At 46.1% G+C, this 22,754-nt stretch carries 23 protein-coding genes; 9 read left to right on the top strand and 14 right to left on the bottom strand.

What is annotated here, in order from left to right:
- Entirely contained in the window at positions 1 to 1,698 is a 1,698-nt protein-coding gene (locus BBEV_RS04310) for a septation ring formation regulator EzrA (RefSeq protein ID WP_069364344.1), read from the bottom strand.
- Positions 1,699 to 1,841: 143 nt separating this feature from the next.
- On the opposite strand from BBEV_RS04310, the gene hisJ reads away from it, so the two are divergent.
- Both hisJ and BBEV_RS04300 read left to right on the top strand, forming a co-directional pair.
- Complete coding sequence (gene hisJ, locus BBEV_RS04305) at positions 1,842 to 2,660, top strand: histidinol-phosphatase HisJ (RefSeq protein ID WP_069364343.1); 819 nt, start codon at positions 1,842 to 1,844, stop codon at positions 2,658 to 2,660.
- Between the two features lie 7 nt (positions 2,661 to 2,667).
- Positions 2,668 to 3,159: a GAF domain-containing protein gene (locus tag BBEV_RS04300; RefSeq protein WP_069364342.1), complete on the top strand. Its 492-nt coding sequence runs from the start codon at positions 2,668 to 2,670 to the stop codon at positions 3,157 to 3,159.
- A 134-nt stretch (positions 3,160 to 3,293) separates the two neighbouring features.
- On the opposite strand, the gene BBEV_RS04295 is transcribed toward BBEV_RS04300, so the two are convergent.
- Positions 3,294 to 5,006 carry a GGDEF domain-containing protein gene (locus BBEV_RS04295; protein WP_069364341.1) on the bottom strand — a complete coding sequence of 571 codons (1,713 nt, stop codon included), beginning with the start codon at positions 5,004 to 5,006 and terminating at the stop codon, positions 3,294 to 3,296.
- 323 nt (positions 5,007 to 5,329) lie between these two features.
- Between BBEV_RS04295 and rpsD the strand changes: the two genes are divergently transcribed.
- Positions 5,330 to 5,932 (top strand): 30S ribosomal protein S4, encoded by a 603-nt coding sequence (gene rpsD / locus BBEV_RS04290; RefSeq protein WP_069364340.1) that lies wholly within the window; start codon positions 5,330 to 5,332, stop codon positions 5,930 to 5,932.
- A gap of 49 nt (positions 5,933 to 5,981) precedes the next feature.
- On the opposite strand, the gene BBEV_RS04285 is transcribed toward rpsD, so the two are convergent.
- From BBEV_RS04285 to BBEV_RS04275, 3 genes are all read right to left on the bottom strand, one after another.
- Positions 5,982 to 6,491 (bottom strand): DUF3278 domain-containing protein, encoded by a 510-nt coding sequence (locus BBEV_RS04285; RefSeq protein ID WP_069364339.1) that lies wholly within the window; start codon positions 6,489 to 6,491, stop codon positions 5,982 to 5,984.
- Entirely contained in the window at positions 6,488 to 6,685 is a 198-nt protein-coding gene (locus tag BBEV_RS04280; RefSeq protein WP_069364338.1) for a helix-turn-helix transcriptional regulator, read from the bottom strand. The genes BBEV_RS04285 and BBEV_RS04280 overlap by 4 nt, the downstream gene beginning before the upstream one ends.
- 177 nt (positions 6,686 to 6,862) lie before the next feature.
- Positions 6,863 to 8,059, bottom strand: coding sequence for a hypothetical protein (locus tag BBEV_RS04275; protein WP_084007212.1), 1,197 nt, complete (start codon positions 8,057 to 8,059; stop codon positions 6,863 to 6,865).
- A gap of 224 nt (positions 8,060 to 8,283) precedes the next feature.
- Here BBEV_RS04275 and BBEV_RS04270 point away from each other — a divergent pair, with 224 nt between their 5' ends.
- A complete protein-coding gene (locus tag BBEV_RS04270; RefSeq protein ID WP_069364337.1) occupies positions 8,284 to 8,625 on the top strand; it encodes a PH domain-containing protein in 342 nt (113 codons plus the stop codon).
- A gap of 162 nt (positions 8,626 to 8,787) precedes the next feature.
- Here the strand turns inward: BBEV_RS04270 and BBEV_RS04265 are convergent, their stop codons facing one another.
- Positions 8,788 to 9,654 carry an alpha/beta hydrolase gene (locus tag BBEV_RS04265; RefSeq protein ID WP_069364336.1) on the bottom strand — a complete coding sequence of 289 codons (867 nt, stop codon included), beginning with the start codon at positions 9,652 to 9,654 and terminating at the stop codon, positions 8,788 to 8,790.
- 175 nt (positions 9,655 to 9,829) lie between these two features.
- On the opposite strand from BBEV_RS04265, the gene BBEV_RS04260 reads away from it, so the two are divergent.
- The 4 genes from BBEV_RS04260 to BBEV_RS17580 all read left to right on the top strand — a co-directional run bounded on the left by BBEV_RS04260 (position 9,830) and on the right by BBEV_RS17580 (position 12,893).
- The gene (locus BBEV_RS04260) at positions 9,830 to 11,365 is read left to right on the top strand and encodes a prenyltransferase (protein WP_069364335.1); all 1,536 of its coding nucleotides are present in this window, start codon (positions 9,830 to 9,832) and stop codon (positions 11,363 to 11,365) included.
- A 506-nt stretch (positions 11,366 to 11,871) separates the two neighbouring features.
- The gene (locus BBEV_RS04255; RefSeq protein ID WP_232318260.1) at positions 11,872 to 12,144 is read left to right on the top strand and encodes a hypothetical protein; all 273 of its coding nucleotides are present in this window, start codon (positions 11,872 to 11,874) and stop codon (positions 12,142 to 12,144) included.
- Between the two features lie 192 nt (positions 12,145 to 12,336).
- A complete protein-coding gene (locus BBEV_RS17880) occupies positions 12,337 to 12,459 on the top strand; it encodes a hypothetical protein (RefSeq protein ID WP_267887773.1) in 123 nt (40 codons plus the stop codon).
- Positions 12,460 to 12,515: 56 nt separating this feature from the next.
- Entirely contained in the window at positions 12,516 to 12,893 is a 378-nt protein-coding gene (locus tag BBEV_RS17580; protein ID WP_198155064.1) for a DUF6608 family protein, read from the top strand.
- A 157-nt stretch (positions 12,894 to 13,050) separates the two neighbouring features.
- Here the strand turns inward: BBEV_RS17580 and BBEV_RS04245 are convergent, their stop codons facing one another.
- From BBEV_RS04245 to BBEV_RS04235, 3 genes are all read right to left on the bottom strand, one after another.
- Complete coding sequence (locus BBEV_RS04245; protein ID WP_069364333.1) at positions 13,051 to 16,512, bottom strand: hypothetical protein; 3,462 nt, start codon at positions 16,510 to 16,512, stop codon at positions 13,051 to 13,053.
- Positions 16,513 to 17,082: 570 nt separating this feature from the next.
- Positions 17,083 to 17,952: an aldose epimerase family protein gene (locus BBEV_RS04240; protein WP_069364332.1), complete on the bottom strand. Its 870-nt coding sequence runs from the start codon at positions 17,950 to 17,952 to the stop codon at positions 17,083 to 17,085.
- A 288-nt stretch (positions 17,953 to 18,240) separates the two neighbouring features.
- A complete protein-coding gene (locus BBEV_RS04235; protein WP_069364331.1) occupies positions 18,241 to 18,843 on the bottom strand; it encodes a TetR/AcrR family transcriptional regulator in 603 nt (200 codons plus the stop codon).
- A gap of 137 nt (positions 18,844 to 18,980) precedes the next feature.
- On the opposite strand from BBEV_RS04235, the gene BBEV_RS04230 reads away from it, so the two are divergent.
- On the top strand, positions 18,981 to 19,802 hold the full coding sequence (locus BBEV_RS04230; RefSeq protein WP_069364330.1) for a hypothetical protein: 822 nt from the start codon (positions 18,981 to 18,983) through the stop codon (positions 19,800 to 19,802).
- Positions 19,803 to 20,055: 253 nt separating this feature from the next.
- Here the strand turns inward: BBEV_RS04230 and BBEV_RS04225 are convergent, their stop codons facing one another.
- The 5 genes from BBEV_RS04225 to BBEV_RS17575 form a co-directional block, all read right to left on the bottom strand.
- Entirely contained in the window at positions 20,056 to 20,412 is a 357-nt protein-coding gene (locus BBEV_RS04225) for a hypothetical protein (protein ID WP_069364329.1), read from the bottom strand.
- Between the two features lie 84 nt (positions 20,413 to 20,496).
- Positions 20,497 to 20,802 (bottom strand): hypothetical protein, encoded by a 306-nt coding sequence (locus BBEV_RS04220; protein ID WP_069364328.1) that lies wholly within the window; start codon positions 20,800 to 20,802, stop codon positions 20,497 to 20,499.
- A gap of 43 nt (positions 20,803 to 20,845) precedes the next feature.
- On the bottom strand, positions 20,846 to 21,460 hold the full coding sequence (locus BBEV_RS04215; protein WP_069364327.1) for a hypothetical protein: 615 nt from the start codon (positions 21,458 to 21,460) through the stop codon (positions 20,846 to 20,848).
- Between the two features lie 54 nt (positions 21,461 to 21,514).
- Positions 21,515 to 22,312 (bottom strand): hypothetical protein, encoded by a 798-nt coding sequence (locus tag BBEV_RS04210; protein WP_069364326.1) that lies wholly within the window; start codon positions 22,310 to 22,312, stop codon positions 21,515 to 21,517.
- A gap of 251 nt (positions 22,313 to 22,563) precedes the next feature.
- Complete coding sequence (locus BBEV_RS17575) at positions 22,564 to 22,740, bottom strand: hypothetical protein (protein ID WP_198155063.1); 177 nt, start codon at positions 22,738 to 22,740, stop codon at positions 22,564 to 22,566.
- Positions 22,741 to 22,754 lie beyond the last annotated feature (14 nt).

Raw genomic sequence — 22,754 nt, 5'->3', positions numbered from 1 at the left:
TTAGGAGGATTTAGAATAGGCCTCTTCCTGGAGCCTCTCTGCCGCACGCGGTTCTACGAAGCTGACTGCTTCTAAAGAGAGTTGTACGGCTTCATCAAACAGCCCTGTCCGGAACCGGTCCTCGGCCTTCAGCAGATTGATCTGAACATGGTCACTTTGACTGCGATAGCGGTTCCCATATTGAATGACCCGTTCGGCAAGTCCGGCCTGCTTAATGATATGATCCACAAGGTCTTCACTTTCCGCTGCATCTTTTTTCGCAATCTCTGTTTTTTCATTTACCCTTTTCATCGCGACAGGGACTTCGGATAATTCCCGTCTCGCGTCTTCCACACGCTCTTTCGCATCCTCTATATGGACGTGTACATTTTCAGGAATCATCGGCAAATTGCTTCTATTGATCCGTTTTTCAGCTTGTTGGATCTGCCGTTTGGCACTCAGGAGTTCCTGAGCTGCTTTATGTTCATCTGCCCGCATTTCCTGGAAGTTATCTTTCATCAACTGAACAGCGTCCATGAGCTTATCGCAATCTTCTTCACATTCAGCAAACTGCTTTTGAAGAGACGTAAAGGATTGTTTTTGATTTTCATAAGCTTCTTCGAGTGCCCGGAAACGACCGGTCACATCTTTCTCTTTCTGTTCGAAAGAGAGCGCCTCTTTTTCCTGTGCATCGTCCAACTGATAATTTAATTTAATGGTTTCGATTTCCGACCGCAAGCCATCCAGAAGCTCCGGCATGGACTCTACTTTCTCCTGTAAAGCAGGAACTTTCGAACGGCACGTCTCCCTTGCAAGTACTTCCTGCTCGAGGGTTTCATAAATGTCTTCGATTTCCTGATCTACCTTTTCGAGCGGTGCATCGACGTCATCCAATTGAAGACGTTCAACCAAAGGCAAAAGCGCGATAATCCGCTGGCGGATTTCATTGATCTGCCAAGTAATGGAGAAATGTTTCAGGTTGTACCCATCCTCTTCCATGTCTTTCATGCCGTTCTCGATATCATCAAGTTTTTTCGGCAACTCTTTTTCCATCCGCAGGAGGTATTGCGGCACACTTTCCATCAAGGCAGCCTCTCGCTGTATATCCTGCCTCGTTTTCAGAAGAATTTCTCTTGCCTGAAGATAATTCCCTTGTTCAGTGTGTTCCTCAAAAAGGTTGAAGTTCTCTTCGAGATCAGACAGTCTGAGCGAAAACGTTTCCGAAGCGCCGCCAAGAGATGCTTTTTGTTCCATCAACTGATGTCTGGCGTGATCGAATTCCCGGATCACTTCCTGGACTTCTTCGCGGTTCTTCTCCTCGCTGTCCACCAGTTCATCCACCTCATGGATGATTTCTTTCATCCGTTTATCAATGGCAGCAAGCTCTTCCTCCACGAAAGAACAATTCTTCTTCGCGCGGATAAAGCGGTATTTATTCGTCAATTCTTCGATGTCAAAGAGACGCTCCTCGATGTCCGGCAAGAGCTTCGTCACAATATAATCCCACTCTTCACGCCACTGCTCAAAACGTTCTTCCGTTTCGCCGGACATGGTCAGACCCTTGATACGCTTTAATTCTTCTGCAACAGGTTCGTTCATCATTTGTATTTTTTCATTTTCGAGTCGGTCCACTTCCTTGTAAAGTTGACGGCGCTGCCAGGCGCTGTAAATCGTTAGAATCAGAAACAGACCTATGATACTATAGATAGCAGTGAGCAATGGATCCGTACCTCCCTTATTAATCGGGCGATGATGTATGTATTGTCACATTTCGTTCCCTTTTTTTCTATCATACCACATGAAATGTCATTCTGAATGGTTAAATTCAACAAATTCACCACATACTTAAGGAGCGTGTTCAAATGCAGAGAAAAGACGGCCATATTCACAGTCCCTATTGTCCCCATGGATCATCCGACAACATGGAAAAATACGTTCAAGAAGCGATTCATCAGGGATTCGAAGCCATCACATTCACTGAACACGCCCCGCTCCCTGAAGGCTTTACAGACCCTGTCCCTGATAAGGACAGCGCGATGGCAAAAGACGACCTGAGCCGGTATTTCAAGACGCTGGAAATGCTCAAAAAGGCGTACCAGGACCACATCACCATTCACTCCGGACTCGAACTTGATTTCATTGAAGGCTTTGAGCACGAGATTCAAACGTTCATCGATGCGCACGGGCACCAGCTGGATGAACTGATCCTCTCCGTTCATTTTTTGAAGTTGCCTGACGGTTCATTCATCTGTCTGGATTTCGACGAAGCTTCCTTTGCGGCAGGAATAGAGGCTACAGGTTCCTTACAATCACTCTACCGCTTGTACTATCAGACCGTCCTTCAGTCCGTTAAAAACAACCTTCATTTCCCCTGTCCTGTCAGCATCGGCCATATCTCCCTTGTGCATAAATTCCAAAGTCACTTCCAGCGCACGTTCAGTGATGAAGACCAGATCCGGGATGTGCTTTTTGCCATCAAAGAAAAAGGGTTCCGTCTCGACGTAAACGGCGCCGGTCTCGTCAAACCGCTTTGCAAGGAAACCTATCCGCCGCCCTTCGCGATTTCGCTTGCCCAAGAGAAAGACATCCCGCTCGTTTACGGCTCCGATGCACATTCTGCTTCAGGTATCGGACAGGGATATGCTACAATCAAGCCATTACTAGAAGGGAAGAAGGGATGAATGAACGATGTTTGAACAATTAACCTATCAGGGAGATCTGACAGACCAATACCGCCAGCTGAACAGCCAGCTCGATGCTCTGTTGAGTGATGAGCGCGACCCCATCGCGCATTTCAGTAACGCCTCTGCGTTATTGAATCAGTTTCTCGATGATGTCAACTGGGTCGGTTTTTACTTAATGAGGGAAGATGAACTCGTCCTGGGTCCGTTTCAAGGCCTGCCCGCCTGTGTCCGGATCAAACCAGGGAAAGGGGTATGCGGCACGGCTGTCAGTGAAGTTGCCACACAGCGGGTCGCGGATGTCCATCAGTTTCCGGGCCATATTGCTTGTGACGCAGCGTCAAACAGTGAGATCGTTGTTCCAATCATCTTACAAGGCGAGGTAGTCGGCGTCCTTGATATTGACAGCCCTTCAAAGAACCGTTTTACCGCAGAGGATCAGGACGGTCTCGAAGCCTTTGTCAAGGTTCTTGAAAAGCACCTGAAGGTATCCCAGTAGATTCGCGCTGTGAACCGCAAGCATTTGCCTCAGCGTTTCTGAAGCATGAATGAAGAGCGCCTCCTTTGTATATAGGGGGCGCTCTTTTCTTGTACTTCAGGAAAGTATGATTTATTTCGTAGAGGAAGTTTTCTTTATCGATACTGTTTTACAGTATTTTTACCGGATGCTTTCGCCCGGTACATGGCGTCATCCGCCTGATTGAAGAGATCTTTAAGCTTTGGCTGTTGCTGACTTTCATATGACCAGCACGATACACCGCAAGACACCGTTACTTCAGGCTTGGTCAAACGCTGCACTTCTCTTCGGATCGTCTCCGCCAATTTCACCCCATCGGATAAACGGGCATTGATCAGATATACGGCCAGCTCTTCTCCACCCCATCGGACAGCAATGCTCTCAAAGTCGGCAGGCAGTTGTTTGACTAATTCTGCGACCTGGATCAGGACATCGTCACCAATCGAATGACCGTACACATCATTGACTTGCTTGAAATGATCCACATCGAAAAGCAAAAACACGCCCCGGTAATCGCGCTGCATGGCCCGCCGGATTTCAGCATCCATATATTCTCTCGTGTTCAAACCGGTCAAATAGTCCGTAATCATCACCTTTTGCATTTCTTCATGAAGCATCGCATTGACAAAGGCCATCGTTGAATGCTGAACCAACGATTGCAACAGGCGAAACTGATCATAACTGAAGCATGATCGTTCACGACCCATCAACAGTACAACACCAATCATGTCCTGCTGATGCATCATTGGAACACCAACGAGTGAACCGAAGGGAGCTGATTTTTCAGCCATCTCCCAATCGGCAATGAATTTTTCATGTTGTGTGGCACGAATTTCCGCAGTTACAGCCTGAATGGCCGGATTATCGAGAAGTTGCTGCCTTCTTTTTGAATAATCAAGGTCAAAATCCAATTGCCATTTCGCATCGGTCATCACGAAAAGTGCTTCGTCGGCTCCGAACGCTGCCGTCAATTTCGTCCGCAACAGTTGCAGAATTTCGCTGACTTTTAAACTCTCGTTCAAAGCCTTCGTCGTCTCGCTTATTAGCTGCAGATCCTTAATATGCTTTCTGGACTGCTCGTATAAATGGGTGCTTTCGATCGCATTGCCACCCAATTCTGCAATGGCTTCCATAAATGCCAGTTCTGCCGGATCAAACGGCACGTCAAAACGCGGGGAGACTTTCATTACTCCATAGACGCCCTGCCTCCCTGGCAAAGGAGAGTAAAACAAGTCCTTCCCGCCCGATTCATCCTGGACGTGTTGATTCAGCCCGTTGACGTACACATTTTTCGCCAAATCATCTTGATCATGACGAAGATCCATCATCGTAATACCTGAAATCCCTTTAACGCCCCAATCGTTGACCAGATGAAGTTCAATATCCGTGTCCGGCATCATTTCAGTCAACGCATCCGTAATCACTTTCAACACTTCATGGACATGATTGGAGTGGTGGAATTGCCGATTCGCCCGAAAAAGAATGTCCTGACTGCTGTTTTTTAACTCTGTTTCCTCATTTGACCGATCACGGTCGTGAATGAGAGAAAAACCCGTTGCAATTCCTTGAAGATACGCTTGAATGACCGCGCTGCTCACTTCTGTGTTTTTCACTTCACAATGAACAAACAGATCTTCTGCCCCTTCAATAGGGATCGAGTCCAAAACAACGCCTTCTTCACCGGAAAAAGGAACAAAATCACAAAGGGGCTCTTTTCCATCAGACAAATAGAGCCGGGTTTCACCGGCCCAGGAAACATTCTCTGCTTTTTGAACAAGCAATTGATGCATGACATCATATGTATAACGATTTATAGACCCTGCAAGCATCAGCATTCACTCCCCGACAAGGAAATTATCCGAACATTTCGATTAGTACCTTTCTATAGTATACTGTTTAGCAGAAGACTTGCAAAGGTAAATCATCTTGAATCCCTGTTGACTTTTGACCCGGAAAATTATACAATGTCATTTGTGCAAATAAGACAGCCACAGTAAACAACTGGTTGTTCATTCCATTCCCACATTAAGTTGAGGGGTATTGCGTAACCTCTAGCTGTCGAGGCGAAGATACCGAAAATGAAATGACTGTCATTTGGGATTACTACTCTGTTTATTTCACGAAATTTATTATTTCGAAGGAGGAGTCAATTATGGCTCGTTACACAGGACCAAGTTGGAAACTGTCCCGTCGATTGGGAATCTCTCTGACTGGAACAGGCAAAGAATTATCAAAACGTCCTTATGGACCAGGGCAACACGGCCCGAATGCACGTCGCAAAGTATCTGAATACGGACTGCAGCTTCAGGAAAAGCAAAAGCTTCGTCACATGTACGGCATGAACGAACGCCAGTTCAACACACTATTTGTCGCAGCTGGTAAGCTTCCTGGTATTCACGGTGAGAACTTCATGATTCTTCTTGAATCTCGTCTTGATAACCTCGTTTACCGTATGGGCCTCGCCCGCACGCGGCGTCAATCCCGTCAGCTTGTGAACCACGGTCACGTGACTGTGGACGGCTCACGCGTAGACATTCCGTCTTACCGCGTAGCACCAGGACAGACGATTTCTCTTCGCGAGAAGTCCCGTAACCTCGATGTTGTGAAAACAGCACTCGATGTGAACGACTTCCTGCCAAGCTACCTGGAGTTCGATGCAGACAAGCTTGAAGGTAAGTACACGCGCTACCCTGAACGTTCTGAGCTTCCTGCTGAGATCAATGAGCAGCTCATCGTTGAGTGGTACTCACGTTAATCAACGTCATCAAAAACACGCCTCCATATTGGAGCGCGTGTTTTTTTGTTCAAACCTCTTCTTCAATCGGTTTGTTCAAGCGGGATTTTGAAAATCCGTAATAGAGTATTGAAAACACCGCACCGGCAACTCCCCATATGACAAAGCTTCCGATCGATAGACTGACCTCATTGCCTCCGAGTACAGGTAACATATACTCCATCACGATGAGCATAAACAAAACCCAGACAATGCCGCCTTTGATTGCCGAAGACTTCAGCTTTTTCTTCTTCTCTTCAAACTCATCCCACGTGGCGCAGTCGGACTCATCCAGTTGCTTATTCTTCACTGCCACGATCATGTATACCGCATAAACCATATTAATGACGAACAGCAAGATCGGATAAAAGGTGAACACTTGCTGCATCGTGTCCCAGACGATCATAAACAGCATGAGCGCCATCGAGAGATACCATAGAATGATGCCTGACATCGCCATCTCCTTATGAATCTCCTGCTTCTGGTATTCATCCCGTTCATCCATTGCTCCGACCATCTGATTCAGTATTTTGTCTTTCATACGTCATCCTCCTCCCAGAATAGTGTGTTTAAATCCGTATCCAGTGCTTTTGCTAACGCAATGCAGAGTGAAAGGGACGGATTATATTTGTCATTTTCAATCAGGTTGATGGTTTGCCTGGCAACACCGACCTCTTTCGCCAGACCCATTTGCGTGATGTTCGCCTTTTTTCTGAATTTTTTTACCCTGTTCAATCCTCATCGCCCCCCTCACTGCTTTTTGTACATTATATATGACATAATTGAATCGTGTCAATTATATGTGACAAAAAAATCGTTTCACTACGCTGTGCTCTTTGCAACCAACGCGTTGAAACGATTTGAATTCTTATCATCGCCATCTGATGAATCAGATGGTTCGTTCTGCTTTTGTTAATCCTGCCTTTCTTTCGCCTGTTGCCAACGGATCTGCTGGCGGTGACCATATGTCGCCTTGAGAATCGTATTCTCACTCTCCAGACCGGCTCCAATGGCACCGACGAGGGTCGCTACAGATGTGACGAGCCAGGCGATCACGAAAAAGATGCCCGGACCAACCGCTCGACCAAGTTCATATTCCAGCATAGATGGCGGAATAAACAGGACTACCGTGATGAGAAAAATCCCATACAGCATCACATAGTAAAACAGGACACCAATTCCGAGTGTTAATGCCGTCACCGCATTATACAGATTCGCAAGATACCTGGAATGATTGTCATGTTTCTCTTCCCACAAATGATGCACCACGATGATCCAGGCGACCATCGCCGTGATCGCGACAGCCATCATCGTGATGAGCCGGGTCATGCTGTAGCTATTACTGAGAAGCCACAGATTCGGGAAAATCAGACCGTACGCGCCTGTCGCAAACGCAGTGGCCAGGACCTTCTTGAAAGCAGGGAAAATCGTCCACGGCCGATTGGCCAGAACCATGCCGCTGATCATACGAATAAAACCGCTCACACGTGATTCAACCAAATAACGGACGTCAACATTCGAATTCTCCCTCGCGAAGCTTTGTCTCTTGATCGGGGAAATCCGCTCGGTCATCCGCCGTTTCGTCAAATCCTGGGAGCTCTTGTTCACCCGATCTTTTTCAACGAGATCCGCTTTCCCGCCGCTGTGCTCACCTTCCCGCTCTTCACGGTCCTCGGACGCTGCTCCGTGGTGCATTTCATCTGTCAGCTGAATCACGGCTTCCCGGACACGCTTTTTAATCGGAGCTGCGCCTAACGCCGGAATCGAGATATAAGCGATATTTTTCTTCACATCAGCATCTGAAACGATCAGCCGCCGTTGAAAGAAAATCGGCAGATCCGTGACACTGATGATCAGATCCCAGTTTTCACGGTCTTTCACTTTTTCCAGTTCGTTCATGATTTCTTTCGAGTACCCTTCTGAACCGCTGAGGGGATCGGTCAACGTCCGGATCGTCCATTCGACATTTTCATCCACATACTGCTTCAACAGTTTCGGCAGGCTTCCCTTCATTTTATCGATGATTTCTTCCGGGAGCTCCGGAGCGGTCAAGAGCCCAAGCGTCAGCTGCTTCTCTTTTTGGGCATCTTTTACTGCGTTGTGTTGCAATCCCATCGACCTCCATATGGCATACATTCTTTTACCTATTGCCCGACTGAAACCATGGTAAACACCATCTATACGCCAGCTATCAAAACAAAAGGATTGTTGAAGCGAGCTGCTCGATATGATACGGTCATTCCATAACATTTTGCATAATATGTTATTATATGAAAAAATAACAAATTGACTTGCGTGATACTGAACATGCAAATCACTGTCAGGAGGCCACCATGCAAGCATCGATGAATGACATTCGCCAACATCTTGATCCGGACGATGAAGTTATCGCCTGTATCCGATGTTCCATCAAAATCTTCATTTATAACTTTAACCCAAGACCTGGACTGCTTGCTGCAACAAAACAGCAGCTGATTTTTATTGGAGATCGATTGCCAGGTGAAACGATCAAGGAAACCTTTGACTATGAAGACATTGAAGAATTCTCACGCAGAAGAAGGCTTTTTACGCACATTCTTGTGTTAAGACACCAACATGACATCACGAAATTCTGCCGAATGACCACTGGCTCTGTAGACCTCCTGATCGATACGGTTCAGAGCAGAATGTCCTGACAACAAGAACTGACGATGCCCCTGGCTGTCCCAACAATGAATCAGTCAAACCCCTCTTCTGCATCCGTCAGATTCTGATAATCCTCGCGGGGATGAATCATGTCAATGAGAATTTCATGACATACACTTTCCCAGTTGCTCCGTTTTAACAGAGGGGCGCAATTATTGTGAGAATTGATCAACATGATTTTCGCTCCTCAGCTCCGAAAGCAGTTGAATGATTTCTGCAAGGCTTGCCTGATCGTGAAAAATGGAATTGTGATCGGCTCCTGGAATCACTGTGATCTGGTCTTGATCAACTTCACTGACATACTTCGTCAGTTTCTCTGCATCGATCACTTCGTCATGCTCACCAATGATGATTGGAATTGTGTGTTTTGAAAAGAGCGGCTTGCTGTAAGCCGGATCGAGAAACCGCCCCATCATCAGCCGGTAGCTTAACGTGAACGGATGAATCTCGGAGTCCGTATACAATGGCTGTTCCCGCAGCGGAATCCTGACCACAGGGATCCTCTCTGCAAATCTCAATCTAAAACGGGTCAGGGTATGCGCCGCAACAGCCCGGGCATTGAAGATTTTATAGGACGGATCATTCTCTGTTTTCTCCTGCTCACGGAACACCTTCATCTCCGGGTGAATGAACGGTGCCAGTAAGAGCGGCTCAAAGGCGTCGGTTTGCCGGTTCAGTAAACGCATGACATTCCCGCAGCCTGCGGAGTGCCCCATCACGATGACCCGTTCGTATTCCTGGTTCAGCTCAGTGATCATTTCCGATAAGTCCTGATCATACTGCTCTTGAAGCGGAATATCTCCTCTGTTTTTCTTGTTCGGTTTATAACCTCTCAGTACAGGCAAGTGAACATCCACAGGCCCGCTCTCCGTCACATGACCTGCGAGCTTCATCCACTCATCGAGATCCGGCGTGATCCCGTGGATCCCTAATACGACAACGTCCGCCTGATCCGGACTCTCCCATTCGTAATAGGGAACGGTATACCCATCTGAAAACGTAAATAATGAAGTCCGCATCTCATCATCTCCTTCGATTGTAAAAGTATTCCCGATTCCGGATTATACTACTCCTGAAGTCTGCCGGAAAAGTCCAAAGGCCTCCGGGGAACAGATTCACAAGCATATTCATTGAAATTGTTTGTGAATCCCTTTACATTTACACTATCATGACATTGTAAAGGAGTGAGGATTCATGACGCAACGATCAAAAGACGACGTGTATCAGTTTTTGCAGCGTGCAGAGGTTGGTGCAGTCGGAACTTCGAATATGGGGAAACCGCGGCAGCGGATGATGCACTTTGCCGTCGATGAGGATCTGACATTGTATCTGACCAGTATGAAAGGCGACCCGAAAGTCATCCAGTGGGCAAACATACCGGAAACGGCGATCCTGATTCATCAGGGTGACACCTTTATGGAAATGGAGGAATGTGAGGTCATCGGGCGTGCCGAAGTGGTCCGGGATGAATCCGAAAGGGAAAAAGCAACTGAACTCCTCAGACCCCGTTCACCCATCGTCGCCCAGTTTTATGACATGGGTGCCGTCGACCGCCTGGAATTCATCAAGGTCTCGCCCTACACGGTAAAATACCGCTACGTACCGGAAATCCTGCAAGGCGAAAAACCAACGGTCTTCGAATTCAAAGAGCAGCAGGAGAAAAACACCGATAAAGAAGACTTGAAATCCAGACTCCGAGCCTGGAAAGAGGCTGTCCGTCCCCTGTCACTCACCGCTGCATTGATTCCGGTATTGTTGGGCGGTGCGATTGCCTACAGTCTGACCGAGGTCTTTTTCTGGGGATTATTCCTGTTAACGTTATTCGGTGGACTGATGATTCAAGCGGGAACCAATATGTATAATGATTTCAAAGATGCCGAAAGAGATGCGGAAAACACCTCCGGGATCCGGCCCTTTACCGGCGGTTCAAAAATGATCCAGTTAGGACTGATTTCAAAAGCCGATATGGGCTTTTTCGCCATCCTGACGATCGGGATCGCTGCAGCGATCGGGATCTATCTTACCGTAAGTGCAGGGGCAGGTTTAATACCGATCATTCTCTATGGTCTGTTGGCCGGTCTCTTCTATACGAACAGTGAAGGGCGGTTTTCATTCATCAATGCCATGCCGGGTCTTGCCGAATTTTTCATCGCCACCACATACGGTGTCGCCATGACCCTCGGTGCCTTTTATGTCCAGACGGGCTTTTACGCGCTGGAACCCTTACTGATTTCATTGCCTGTGTCGTTACTGATCACAGCAGTCCTTGTGATCAATCAGTTCCCTGATGCAGACGCCGATCAGGATACGGAGAAAAAGACGCTTATCGTCAGAATCGGCAAACAAAAAGGCAGAGACGTGCTGGCCGCTCTCTTCGCCACTGCCCTGATCCTGATCATTCTGCTCCCATTCGTATCCGCTCTGCCGCTCGCGATCTATCTGGGCCTCCTGTCAATTCCATTTATGGTCCAGGCGGTCCGGTATACGTTTAAATATTATGCCTCGCAGGCAACCGACCTGATTCCAGGGAACGCCCATACCGCCATTCATCATTTATTTACCGGGTTACTGCTCGTCCTCGGCGTGTTGGCAACGGCCGTGGATCTGTGGATCATCGGTTTATTATTCATCGCGTCCCTTCTGTTCATTTTCTGGGTGTGGCGCTATATCGAACGGCAACGAAAAGTTATGTCCGGATTTAAGCAGGCTTTCACTGCACCTTCTAAATAACCAATCCAGCGCATTTTCCTGTCAGTTCGCTTTCAGCGGACGCTAGCCGAGGAGCTTGTCTTCTGCTCCTTCGGTTACTCGTCGCAAATCGTTCATGGCTAATCCATCGTTTTGTTTCACTCATTCGTGATGGATCTTCAGACTGCGCTTAACCCCTCGGGCGTCCCCTCTTTCGCTGCCTGTCAGGGATCATACAAATTCTATATTTCAACAAGATGTTAAATTCATATCTGGTTCGGTTTTCGAAAACAAAATTATAAATAGCAATCTAATGTAGACGACTAATTTCGCAAGTCTTTTAGTCGTCTTTTTTTGCTGTTCAATCATTTAAATGTAAATGAACAGCATATTGAACATACGAAATCACAAGATGACAATATATATTGTCATGACTCTGATACTATTAGATTATAGAAATAAGGAATTTATGAATCAGCGCATGTAAAGTATTGGGAAGAATCGATCAAGTAAATATTCTTGTTACTTATAACAAAGGAGGGCTAGTTGTGCGTTCTTTAATTAAACCAACAAAACTATGGATTACTTTATCTGTTATATGTGTGTTTATTGGAATTGCCGTCTGGATACCTAATGTTCTTTTTCAACAAGGTCTTTCGTATTGGCTTTTAACGTTCATCATTAATCCGATAGGCATCCTTTTTGGTTACTTAGGAAAAAGTAAAGTGGCTATGATTTCAAATTTTATTATGACTTGCAGCTTTTTTATCTTGATGTTTTTAGGATATTTGTTTAATGCGATTATTGGAGGCCACCCATAAAAAAATTTACATAAAATAGTATTTCAACACCCGACATTCCTGAGTATAAAAGAGATGGATCTTTGAGACTGATTGGACTTATTCTTACAGATTAACAGATATCATAGAAAATATTTCTTCTAATCGAGGCAAAGGTTTTATAAAATAAGAGTAGTTGGATATCATTATGTTTTATTTGGGGGGCTGTGAATAATGGAAGTGATCGGGTTATTGGCACCTATTGCCTTTGTTTTTGCATTAGCCGCATTGGCCCAGGTAGGTTCACTCAAAAAAGAAGTGGATGAACTGAAAGAAGAGATCAGGTCGAAGGAATAATCAGTTCATGAAACACGAAGGGAGTTGACGGTTCTTCCATGCGTTTAAACCTCAGCTTGAAAAACGCCTTGATTCTCATCTGCATTGTATACACATTGCTGACTGTACTCAGTTCCAGTTACGCGTTAATGGTTGGAGTCACTTCGGATACGCATTTCCACTTGCTGGCCCGTTTTATGGTCACGGCTGTTGGTATTGGCAGCATTCTTCTGTTTAACTTGTTCCCTGAATGGAAATTATGGAAAAGGTTCGTCATGCATTACACCGTAACGATGGGACTCATTTGGGGGCTGGTATGGTTCAGCGGTTTTTTCACAGAGCTTCATCCCAATGCATACCGGGACATTTTTTTGAACTTCACCCCGGTTTATCTGTTGATTGCAGCCGGCTTTTTGATCAGGGAGCACTTTAAAAACAGGAAAATAACTGCATGACTGCATGCAAAAAGCCTGAGCCCCAAACCCGACTGTTCAGCCGGGCAAGGGTATCAGGCCTTTTTTTATCGTTCATAGAGCAGATGTTCTTTATAATACAAAGATTTCTTCAGGCATTGAGGTGATGCAAAGTCCGCTGTCGCAGTGACTTAAAAGCTTATTGCAATTCACCTGCGTCCACAGAAACATGGATGCGCTCAATTTCTCCTTCGCGGTTAAAGAGTGACTGGCTTGTTTCAAGATCCAGCGTATCCGTGTCTTCAAACCTGCGCTCACCACCATCCTTGTAGCTGACAATGATCTGCTTTTTGCCCTTCAGGTCGTAAACGACCGGAACTGCGCAGAAGGTAAAGCCAAGTGTATCTCGATCCAGTTGAATGGTCTTTGGGTCCGCATCAAACTGTTCCCCTGGGAGGGTCCAGGCTTCTTTACCGTTCAAAAACTCAGCCTTGGCCAGCAGTACGGGTTTGAATTGAACAAGCCCCGCATTGACATTCACGCCCACTTCACCGAGACGGGAAATGAAATCTTCTTTCACCTGGCCGGTCATGCCCGGTTGCTGCACACCTGCAAAGCTTGGTGTATGGGAATAAGCCTCTGTCGGGAATGCCCCGTATTCTTCCGGTGTTTTATCCAGTCCGATGCCTGCCTTAATGTCTTCATAGTACTTCTGAAGTGCCTTGGCTTCATCGTTCATACTTTTCTTCGCATACACATCGTTGAAGTTCTCTTCCGCTGCCAGTACCAGCTTGGATACCATATGCCAATACACGGAACCGAGTCCTTCATACTTGTAAAAGGTACCGGAACGACCGGTGAATGCGTGGTGATTAAAGAGCTCTGAAAAGATTTCCTTCACGATTTGAACGTCTTCATCACGGTACTCGCCCGTGGCCTGAAGCGCCTCTTCAATCTCTTCCCCGTTACGGAATTGACCGTTGAAATGATACTTGCCCTGAATATCTTTTTCAATGAACCGGGTTCGTCCAGCTTTTACTTCTTCTTTCAGCACGTTTGAAGAGAGTACCTGTTCTTCCGGAACGATATTTTTCTCCAGGAACTTCGGCAGCTCACGGTTTGGATAGAGCATATAGCTGTGTTGATCTTTCCGGTAAATCGCACTGTTCCGAAGTGCCTCAAGGACATCGATGGTTTCCTGTTCATCGAGTGCTTTTGAACTCAGTACGGATACCTGACCTTCCAGCATTTCATACAGATGGGAGATGCTGCACGCATCATCATCAAAACTGATCAGATTATACGAGTGGTACAGTCCGTCTTCACGCTTGTTCTTTTGGATGGAATCTTGTAAATGACGCATCGACACATCAATGAATTCCTGGAGGGCATCGATGGAAAGTGCCCCTCTGTCTCCTGTGAAGCCATTGTTATAAATCGCGTTCCGATAGTCTTCGCCAATCTGGCCGAGGGCTTTGACAATCTCAAAACGTGCAGCGTCGGAAATCGCGCTGCCGAGATGCTGTTGACTGTCTTTCAATACATTCAGCGTAGACTCAAACATCTTCAGCAGTTCCACAGACACTTCAACCGTGTCCGTGTCAATCTCTTTCACGATGTCGGCCATGAAGACCTGGAAGCGGTGCATATGATACAGCGTGACCATGGAGAGGCCATTCCCAACCAAGGCGTTGTTGGCGTCGTTCCATTCCGGGCGCTGCGTATTCATCCAGATCCCGCCTTCAGGCACATAGTTTGAGAATTTGGCCAGAAGAGGTACCAGCAATTTTTCCATGAGGTTCACTTTGTAGATCTCATCGTTTTGGTAGACCAGTTTCCCGTCAGATCCGATCGTTTCGGTCTTCCTGGCAATCTCTTCTTCGTTTTCATCATCATAAATAATCGTATCCCGCGGATCTTCAACGAGGGCGTCAAAGCCTTTGATTTTGTAAGGGACATTCGCATAGACGAAGATGTCTCTGTGAAGCAGGTTCTGCAATTTCGCCGGATTATAGGCCTTTGACAATTCCATCAGTCGTAACAGGTAAATGATCTGGTGATCGCCCCAGTAGCCGATATTGGACCACGGGTCATCCGGATCGATCGTCTCCCAGTCAATGCCATCTTTCGTGATCCGGTACGGGTTATAGCCGTCCGGCGTAGAAGCGTTGACGAATTTCGCAATGATGCTCTCCGTGTAGGCCGGGTACGACATCGATAACGCTTCCCAGTTTTGGAAGATATCACGCCAGTTCCCTTCGAATTTCAGGGCCTTGCTGCCGTCTTCTTTGGCAATCTCAATGTTGAATTTATTCCACGGGCGACTCGGATCCCCGTGACGCCGGCTGAACGTCAGCGGCAAATACTCAAATGCCAGCCGTTCAAAATCCTGACTGCCAAGCGCGGCAACGCGCGTTAACAGGTCATTGTAATCGATCGTTTCCGGCAACTTGTTCAAAAACTCCTCATACTGTCGATAGACGGGTGCATTCCACTGACAGACAAACGCCTTGAAATCCTCCCGGTCGATCTTATACCCATCGGCATAGATCCCGCCGCGCATGATATTGTACAGCGTGTTGGAAAAGTGCCTGTAACTCACTTTGTCATCTGCCGTGCGCTGAAAGCCGTCTGCGTTAAAGACGAGCTTATTCAGGTTGTAATCGCCTTTAGACACGTCCGTTTCCACATCGTCAAGAATCACCGGATTTTCCTTGATGTCCCGAATCAGCTTCACGACGTTCGCTGCGTTTTGATTCAGTTCAGCGATGATGTACCAGGTTGTTGCTTCATTGGCCTGAAGGTGAACCGTATCCGTCACATAGTAGGAGCCTCTTCGCCCTTTAATGTCCTCTTCTGTTTGAACCGTTTCGTTCAAAGAGAAAGCGGTCATCTGCTCTTCTGATAACAGGTAGCCTGGATTTTCAAGACCTTTTGACCAGACCGTCGTGGCCTTCAGGGATTCGCTCGGTTCCGCTTTATCGGTTAAAATCGAGCTGAGCGTAAAGATCCCAAGCCCGGCCTCGCGGATTAATTCCGTCCGTTTATAGCCGTCCCCAAGCGTACTTCTTGTGTCTTGCAGCACCGTGTTGATCCCGTAAGGCAATACGTTACGAATACCGTCGAGGACCCTGATGTCGACATCTTTGTCAGACAGGTTCACGAGGTTGGACTCTTTCACGAACCCGAACTGATCACTGTTTTTCCACGTATACGTGAAGCTGACGTCGAGATCGTGGTTGATCTCTTCAAACATAATCTTGTTGCCGGTCACGTTCTTATACAGATTTCTGGTGATCTGATAGACGTTGCTGTTGTGACGTGTAAAAGGCTTCCAGAGATAGTCCTTGTCCGCTTTCTTCACGATGAACATGGTATGCGAGCCGGTTGTCTCCGCGCTGTCATGAATTTTATCATCTGTGTAATACGGAAATAAGGACGACTCTGCATTTTTACGACCGCATGTTACTCCCCCGGTGCTGGAGATAAACATCCACAGGTCAGCATCACTGACAACCGTCATAAAAAATGGATTCATCGTATTGTAATGTTCGATCTTGAAATATGTCTCCCCGTTCATTGTCACTGTTTCTAACGAAACCGGTTTAGTTTCAGTGCGCAACGGGGCCTCTGCGTAGTATAAGTTTTGTGTGTTCTCCATAAAAATGTTCCTTTCTTTGTCATAGTATTAGGTCGTCCCCTTCAGAACAACCTGGTTTACCGTACATTTTCTTAAGCTGCACGCCGTTTTTCCAGCCAGCGCCGAATGCTCAAGAGCTTGTCAGGACGAAGTAGCCATTCAGTGCTGTTCATTTGAAGCACCCTGTATCATCGGTCATGGAGCGACGATCGGCTGCACAAACCCTCGGAGTGCCTTCTTGTTCAAGGGGCTGCTCCTTCGGGGTCGCCACCTGACGCTGATGAACATGGACTGTTCAAATCAAGCACTCACTTTCTTCATGTCTTCCTGAAAATGTGTACGCTGTCATTTCCTTTAACCGATAACGAAACCGCTTTCGGATCGCTATGTAAAAAAAGGCTTTTGATACGGTATTCTGTTGTGTGCGTTCTTCTGCGCCCCTTTCCATAAAGGTTTTTAAACTGATCTGGTTACATATAATTATAAAGGGCTGAAGCTGAAAGTGCAATCACCTTCGACAAATATCAACGATTATTTCAAAATCATTTTATAACCAAATCATCAGACGTTGTTCTGTAAGCGAATGAACGATTAGCCTTCCGTCTTCTGATAAAATTCGTAAACCCGCTGCCATGATTTCGTCTCATTGACTGCTAATTCAATATCAATGAACACTTCCGGGCAAACCACATGAGTGTGTCCCCATAAAGCCATCTTGGCAGGCTCAAAGACGGATCGTTCCCGAACGCCCGCGCCCACTTCTGTGTGGTACACATCCCAGTTATAAGAGCCCGTGTGAGCACTCCATTCAATCCCTGCATACACGTCATCATCCGGTGTTACCGGAAACGTTATCCGGTCCCCTGTTTTCAAAATGGACCCGACCACGACGTCGATGTTCTTCAAACCCGGGATCGTCAATTGATACCCCTCACTCAACTCCCGGTCATTGATCCCGATAAAATTATGGGAATATTCATTTGTAGAGATGGGTTTTGTCCCTGTATTCGTCAGCTTGTAGCTGATGATGAGCCGGTTATCCTCCAGGGTAATGGCTTTGTTCAGATGATACCCGTAGCCATCCGGACTGGCATCGCTCACGTCAAAGATCAATGCATCTTCTTTTTCCTCTGCGTTTATTTTCGCTGGTGTCACCGGGTAAGGGTGGAAAATGTCATAAGCTTCGTTCTGATCTTTCTTTAACAGCCCGGTCCCGATTTTAGGGAACAGCTCCCCCACTTCGATCTCATCGTAGCCGATCGGCTTATCAAGACCGAATTCATTACATAAGCCGTGCCCGCCGGTCCCTTTTCCCTCTTCAAGCCGCTCCGGCACGCAATAGCGAACAGCGTCATCCAAGGTGATTTGACTGATGAAACCGGTCCAGTCAAATCGTGGGCCGTTGTAAAAACTGCCTGGTGTTTGAATCTCCACTTTCAAGCGTTCGTTTTCCAAGTACATCAAGTAGATTCCTCCTTGTCTATTTTGGTTATGTTTTCGTTCAATTAGTATGACATCGACTTCATTCGTTTAAGAGAACCAATCTAAGTGTTTATTATAATGGAATAACAGAAAAACAGCCACCATAGATTGCATGGGGCTGAAAAAGCACAAGAATTTTGTGGAAGCACTGAACATTTAATCTTCAGGCCCTGAAATCGTCCATCAATGATTTATTGAGAGTTACCCACTCATCAAAATGACAGATGCTTGAAGCGGGGCCATCGGTTTAATAATTATGTAACTGTCTTAGCCCTTTTTTTCATTAAGCAGTTCAATAAAATGGGGTAACCCATCTTCTAACAATAGTTCAAAAATCGCCATCATGTCTTCAACTTCGTTATCATTCACTTCTAATAAAATTTGTAAAACAACCCCATCTACTGCTCCCAGTAACCAGGAAGACAGGGCTTTATTCAATCTCGGATCTTCCAGCCCATAGAGATTTTTGAGGATCTCTTCAATCCCCTCATTCCACTCCGTGTATTTTTCATGAAGTTTAATTTGCAAATCTTTATTGCCCGACAAGACTTCATGGGCAAATTGGTGTTGCAAACGATTTTCCGCATCTTTTCTTAATCTCTCTTCGGTTCTTTTAATGATCTCTTTGGTCAGTTTGTCTTTATCGACATCTTGTTTTCCAACCTCTTTTGCAATTCGGGTTGAATCCGAAAGGCTCTCATCAAGCACATCATACAGCACTTCATTTTTATTTCTGTAGTAATGGTAAATTGCCCCTGTGCTCATACCCGCTTCTTCTGCAATGGATCTGAGCGTCGCCCGTTTGGAACCATGCTGGCTGATCACTCTCCTAGCAGCGTCTAGTATTTTTGTTTTGCCGTCTGCTGTCATTGAAATCTCTCCTTATTTTATCTAGTATATCACAAACATTTCACTAAATTGTACGTTGTTAATTTCACAAATCCGGTATAAACTTAAAACATAACGAACGTTCGGTTTGTTAAATTCGCAGTGAGGTGGGTGAAGAAATGGAGATTTGGCCGCATGCTATATCGATGCCGATTTACATTGTTTTTTTACTTGGGATTATCACCTTTTTTCGGAAACATTACAAACTGTCTGCATACTTCTGGCTGGCTACTTTATTGACATTTCCTTTATGGATGATGGGCGGTGTTGAAGGCTGGTTTCGTTGGGTCAAAATTTTAAGCGTTATCATACCGACGATCCTGGTCGGGTTTTCCCGAATAGCTGTGTACGAAGATAAAAAAGGAGTCATATGGGACAAACTGAAGAGTGAACATTTTCTCTGGTTTTTTTACGCGATATTATTTTTAAATATCGCAGAAGCGACAATCAAAGATGTGACTTTGGGGAATTATTACAATGCCGCAGCCGGATTCCTTCTTTGTGTCACGATCCCGTTTGCACCGAAGTTTTGGAAAATAACCACATCAGGAAAATACTGTGATTTAATTGCCTATACAACCGCCCCATGGAATTTCCTTTACACCTCTTGGAATGCTTGTTTCGTTTATGCAGAATCCCCCATGTATTTTGCGAGTTCTTTATCGATCCTCTTGGCCGCTGAATTGTACCCGATCATTAAGAAACGCCCTGAACTTTACATTACTGCCCGTATTTATACGTTAGCCGCACACCTGTTACTGAGAGCCACCTATGATTTTTTTCCAAATGTCATGGATTCCACTTCATGGTTCAACCCGGAAGTACTCAAAGTGTGGGGCATCATTAATTTTGTGTTGATTGTACCTTATGTATTCTGGCACATGTGGCAATTACACAACAACAAAGCAGACACCAGCTTCAAACGGCAGAAATCAGCATAATTTCACGAGCTCGATAACAGCTTTGCTCATTGATTCTGAACACATTTTGCTTACAGGATCAGAAATCAGATTCCCGGTTTCTGATCCTGCAGCTGTCTTTTTAAAATGAAAAACAGCCACCATAGAATGCATGGGGCTGAAAAAAATACAGATTTAAAATGATAGTTCCGACCATATCTTTCGCCAGACGCTCTTGAACAGAAGTGTTATGTAAGATTTCATGAAAATCAGATGTTCACCTGATGTTTCGTGGTTACGAACAATCCCGGATTTGCTCCAGCAGCTTCGTATACAGTTCATCATCCAGTTCCAGCAGACTTTTCTTACCGTCCTTGAATTTCACGGCCACTTTGTGAATCCTGACCGTCTCTTTTTCCAGCCCCAACAGCGCACCGAAAGGCCCGAGGAACAAGCCACCCAGGAAGCTTTTGTTACTCATTTTGTACCCTTTCTTCTCCTCTCGGGTATCCACCCGCTGATACGCTTCCACCGAATGGTGATCCAACGTAAATTGCCCATCCCACCGGTCTTTCAGGACAACCGTACCTGAACGTTTTCCGATTTTACTGTCGAGGTAATCCCCGTCAATGACACGATTGAATGATCCCATGTGCTTGCTCCCTCCCGGTTGAACTGGCACTGATTTTTATTGCGTGTTTCATGACTTTCACGCCACTTTCTGGGATCAGTTCCGTCAGTGATCCCGACACTCTTCACTCTCTGCATGACGCTTCTCTTCAGTCTGATCACGGATCACTTCATGCTGCGTATATTCTTCCGCAGCTGACCCTGAATACGGATTTTGCTGCGGGGCACCGAGCTTCTGGTAATGGTCTTTATGCCGGATGGTCTGAAGGACAAACGCCGCGGACACACTGGCAATGACATACGTACTGACAACCCGGTGAAACAGCAAGTCCGGGTCACTCAGTGCAATGACCATCACCACTATGAGGGGTGGTATGGACAGAAGATATTGTAACGTTTTGATCGACTTCATAATCACACTCCTGACGAAAGATCCGGCGCATGACCTGTCATTCTCAGACGCCTGCTTCTTCCCATGCACCATCTTCCTTCCACGGGGCATTGTCATGCACGGAATTGTAGGCCTGCTTGAATGATTCATAGTCATCCTGATGTACGCAGAACCCTGCTTTTTTGATGAGTTTGCCCTGGTGATAAATGATGATGCCGATATACTCCCCGGACCCGGAAAACATCCCGTGCATTTCATGACCGATCGTCAACGGCTCTGCCTGAATGGCTTTTATCTTCTCGAAGGGAATACGCCGTTCATCCACCACAATGGCATCCTGCATCAGGCGCAGCATGGGAATCTTGATCGTTAACAACGAATAAACAGGAAGCCAGAGGATCAGAAACAGCTGACCGTAGCTCACTTCTGCCCCGGTGATCAGTAAAGCAATCCATCCTCCGGAGATCAGCACCGAAATGACAAGCAAAAACCAGAATTTCAGCCGCCAGTCTTTTCGCTCCTGTTGTTCACTGAGCCTGACGCTTCTCGATACAACATCGAATGCTTTCCCATCGAACAGCGAGGTTTCGTCACGCTTACGCCACTTTATGGTCCGAATCAAAGCGGTAATTACAAAGACCGTCACCACTGCAATGAGCGTCATAAACATAAACTGCATCGCCATCTCCTCCTCATGCACAGATCCGTTACATCTGCGCCATTCCTATCACACTCACGCCTTTTGAAGACGCATGCGTGCATCATCCATCATAAACATCAGTGTAAACAAAAAGCCGGTTAGAACGAAGATGACCACCGGTGCCGCCACCGGCAAAAGCCAAGGCTCGGCAATCAGGTTCAACGCGAGACCGAATGCAGCGCTGGTTGCACCCATGAGAAGTGCGAAGCCAATCACATCGGACAACTTGGATGCTTTGAACAAATGGTAGGCACGATCAATACTTTCAATGACCCAGGTATCCTCCGTTACAAGGACGAATTCCAGGTAAATCATCACCACTCTCACCAGGACGATAACGATCAACGTCAACACAAATCCGAACGTCGCAAAGTAATGCATCAGCAGTAAGCCGGCAAATCCAGCGACGAAAACCAGGAACATCACCAGCAGACCCAGGAGGAAAAAACGCAGCCAAAACTTCCTGGCGCCGCTTAAAAACGTACGAACATCAACAGATTCCCCGTTGATCCCCCGCCAAATCAGATAGTAATAGCCTCCTTCGATGAAGACCGCGATGATGAGATAAATCAAAAAGACCGCCATCATCAACCAGCCGCCATTCATCTCTTGGGCGAAAGCTTCGTAGTTCATGAGGAGACTGTTCGTCTCCGTCAACAGCCCTTCCACAGTCGGCAGCTGTGGACCAATGGCAAAATCCGTAGCGAAAGACCTGGACATCGTGATGCCGACCGTCACAGTCGCAATCAGAATCGTCAGCCAGTCGAATAAGAGCGGATATAGCACGATGCACCAGTGCTGTTTTGCTTTAGAGAACCCTTTACCAAACATGGAAAAACCCTTTCCCTGTTAAATGGATGCAATGCACATAGCATAGCATAAGGGAAATGGGTTTTAAAGAAAATACTGTTAATTTATGATGTGAAAAACAGGAAATTAAGCAGATCACGATTATATTTTCTGGGTGTTGGGTTAATGCACCGAGGGTCTGGCGCTTATATAGGCAGCCCTCGTTATGTAAATCGGGAATTAAGGTAGTATCACAACCCTACTGTTTACCTAGTCCCCGTAGAATTTGGGTTTTAGTTCAGCAAGAAAAAAAAGAAGTAAGAAATGATCGGTCCAAATACCATAACCCCTAAAAATAAAGCGATTAATTTCATTGGAGTTGATAACCCTTTAGGTTCTTCCAACTTATCTATTTTCTCATTCATTTTCTTTAATTCGTTTAATATTTCTTTATTTAATTCATCAGCCAAACGTTTCCCCTCCA

This window comes from Salisediminibacterium beveridgei (assembly GCF_001721685.1).
Classification (GTDB): domain Bacteria; phylum Bacillota; class Bacilli; order Bacillales; family Salisediminibacteriaceae; genus Salisediminibacterium; species Salisediminibacterium beveridgei.
This window is presented reverse-complemented; position numbering and strand designations above follow the sequence as displayed.